The sequence below is a fragment of the Corynebacterium sp. HMSC05E07 genome, from assembly GCF_001807225.1.
GTDB classification, from domain to species: Bacteria; Actinomycetota; Actinomycetes; order Mycobacteriales; family Mycobacteriaceae; genus Corynebacterium; species Corynebacterium singulare.
The window spans coordinates 1-3072 of record NZ_KV788213.1; the positions used below are offsets into that span (position 1 = coordinate 1).

The following is a 3072-nucleotide window of genomic DNA, read 5'->3' on the forward strand; positions in this document are numbered from 1 at the left end:
GATCGTAACCTCCCAATTCACGCCCGATGAGTGGTACAAATCCATCCCGGATGCTGTCATCGCCGAGTCGATCCTGAATCGACTCGTCGTAGGCGCTGAGATCATCACACTGGAAGGCCCCAACATGCGCCTAGAAGCCAACGCAGAGTAGTTGCTCATAGTCAACGCCCGGGTGTTACTCAATACTCACCCGGGCGTTACTGCTTGCTCACCACGGCGTTACTAAATCTGTGGTCCTAACAATCCGGATAACCCCTTTGCCAACGGGCTTACCGAATTAAGGATGTCGGATAAAGACCGTGTTACTCGTCAGAACATTGCAGCGGCATTGCGCACGTCGAAAAAGGGCCATGTCTTTCGTACGAATGACAACGCGGCGCTCATCTTCAAACACGATCCTGATCTCAAACACCTTGGGGTGTGTGAGATGGGTTGGTTCCGTGGATGGAATGATTTCTATGTCCCTTCGTGGCGACGTGCCTACGAGAGCATAGCCAAGATTTTCATTAACTCTGATCGTGATGAGGACGACAAGAGACGACCACTAGATGACATTTATGTCAATCTCGTTGACGATGCGTATATCGCTGATCTGTTGGCAGCGTATTTCGGTGGCCGCTTACCGAAGAACCTCATTACCGAATTTACTGAGACCTGGTGCAATTCCCACCGCTTCAATCCCGTGACGGACTACATTGAGCAGCTGCCAGAATGGGATGGTGTACGTCGTCTTCAACGGGCGATCCCCACTGTTGACGACACGCCCTATACTCGCGCTGTTCAAGAGGATTTCTACCACTCTCTCATATACAGACTGTTTAACCCTGGTTGCCAGGTGGATTGCATGCCCATCTTAGTGGGTGGGCAAGATCTGGGTAAGACGAGTTTTTGTCGCAATATTCTGCCCTTTGGATACTACGAGCTTGGTGAAATCCCTAAAGATGAGTCTGGTAAAGATCCACTTCGTCGTTGTCATGAAGCTGGCATTGTCATCATGGATGAGTTCGACAAATTCTATCGACGCACCGACTGGAGTGATCTTAAGAACTTTGTGACTGGCCGTGAAGATCGTTGGCGTTCGGCGTATGCGCGTTATGACACACGCTCTCAGCGTCACTTTGTCATGATTGGAACGACTAACGAAATGGAATTCTTACAGGATGTGACAGGCAACCGCCGATTCTTACCGTTGATTGTCAAGGATGCGATTCCGCCAGAGTGCTTCACGCGCGAGTATATGGACTTACTTCTTGCTGAAGCCTTCCACGCGGTGAAGAATGGCGCGCGTCCACGCTATGACGAGGAGTTTAAGGCAATGGCTCGCAGAGCCCAGGAATTGCACCGCGATGACCCTTATGGTGATGCCGCTCGCGCAATTATTGAAGAGCCATTTATGTCTGCATGGGAGCATGCGGTCAAACACATATCAACGCTGGGTAATGTGGAAGGTACGTTGATTCCAACTCGACTCAGCACCTACCTGGTGGCTGACTCTGATGTGGATTTGTCCCAGTTCAACCTACTCAAAGACAAGAAGGTCAATCGAGCAGTAACAGCTGCGCTTGATGGTTGCGAATATTATCAGCGCATGCAGGGCTCTAAGGGCTATCGGGTGGGTGGTAAAGTAGTTAAAACTGGCTGGGAAATAACCCCGAGACCGTTCGATCCTGATGACTATCTTGATAGCACTTCACTGCCGAAAGATGGTGTGGACAAGGGTTTAAGTATGTTTGGTATTTATGATCAACCAGACTATGTCTACATTGTGTACTTGTCACGCTCTAGTGGGTACAGAGTAGCGGTTCATCCCATGACGGATAAGATCCGTGACTTCCTGATCGAACATGATGATGTAACAGCTCTTGAACAGCAGCTGACTGCTACCGTGTAACCCCATCGAATCACCCTAACGTAGTACTCTTCTAATACACCGTAACCATTGTTGAAGGGTGGGACTGCCAGTGCAGTTCCACCCTTTTTTACACCCCACTTACACTTACTGAGTGTGTAGTTTCTGCCCCCTTGACAGGTGCTCTCTCAAGGGTTCTATGACACCCTCGCTTAGCTGAAGATCGCGACCACTTCCCTGCTGTTGGTGCCACACATTGTGAAGCAACCGCGAGTCTTAATACCGTCAAAGTGACGAAATGTGATGGTTACATCATCTTATAACCATACTGTCACTCATGATTGAAAAAGCGCTCGATCCTACCGCTGCTTATAGAATCCTATAACTATGTGTGGGCACATGATTTAAGAATCATTCCCGTCTCTGCTGCTTGTATCATGATACAACTATGCTTTATATCATTCGATAACCATTGCGAAGCTGAGCGCTGCTTATATCATTCTACAACGACCCCTAGAAGCATGATGTAATCATACATATGTTTGTATCATGCTACAGCGCTTAGCTATATCATCTTATAAGAAGGTCATTCTATAAACATGCAGTGATGTCATGGTTAACTCACCCTTTATGGAACGATACAAAAAGCGACCACGTAAGTGATGATATATGCATGACATCGCATTATTCTATAGTCATCCTTTCTTTGTGATCCGTGTATTTTTGAGCACCTTTATCGGCGTGTCGTTACCCATTTTTAACACCCATGTGCTATAGCTTTTTTCTCACATAGTGTCTATACTTATATGTATGAGTGATAAAAAGTTAGATAATGCAATATCTCGTTTAAAGCGCCATAAGAAGGCTCGTGACGAGGCCGAAAAAGCTATGGAAGCTGAGCAGGAAAAGGTAATGAAACAATTGGGCGAGGTTGTCTATGCCGCAGCGACGAAACCGCGCTCTAAATGGTTTACGTATCTAGACCGTCCGTTGCGTGATTTGTTGACTGAATTGGGGTTCAAATTTCCTCAGCAGAACATTCAATCCACCGCTCAGCAGGTGGCGAATGGGCCCCAACAATCCCAGCGGAACAACACGGCTAAGAATGATGATTTTGAGCTTCAGAAGCGGGATCCGAATCACCAGTTCACTATCCCGCCGAATCGCTAAGTTGGCCCCTAGATCTCGCCGTTTTATCCTGCATCCTTGCAGGGTACGGCGAG

3 protein-coding genes are annotated in these 3072 nt (G+C 47.7%); all 3 read left to right on the plus strand.

Features of this window, described 5'->3' with window-relative positions; translation table 11 throughout:
- Position 1: 1 nt before the first annotated feature.
- The 3 genes from HMPREF3149_RS14010 to HMPREF3149_RS04355 all read left to right on the plus strand — a co-directional run bounded on the left by HMPREF3149_RS14010 (position 2) and on the right by HMPREF3149_RS04355 (position 3019).
- A complete protein-coding gene (locus HMPREF3149_RS14010; RefSeq protein WP_256366411.1) occupies positions 2-151 on the plus strand; it encodes an ATP-binding protein in 150 nt (49 codons plus the stop codon).
- Between the two features lie 132 nt (positions 152-283).
- Positions 284-1891 (plus strand): VapE domain-containing protein, encoded by a 1608-nt coding sequence (locus HMPREF3149_RS04350; RefSeq protein ID WP_070536866.1) that lies wholly within the window; start codon positions 284-286, stop codon positions 1889-1891.
- A 768-nt stretch (positions 1892-2659) separates the two neighbouring features.
- The gene (locus tag HMPREF3149_RS04355) at positions 2660-3019 is read left to right on the plus strand and encodes a hypothetical protein (RefSeq protein WP_141741449.1); all 360 of its coding nucleotides are present in this window, start codon (positions 2660-2662) and stop codon (positions 3017-3019) included.
- The last annotated feature ends 53 nt before the right edge of the window (positions 3020-3072 follow it).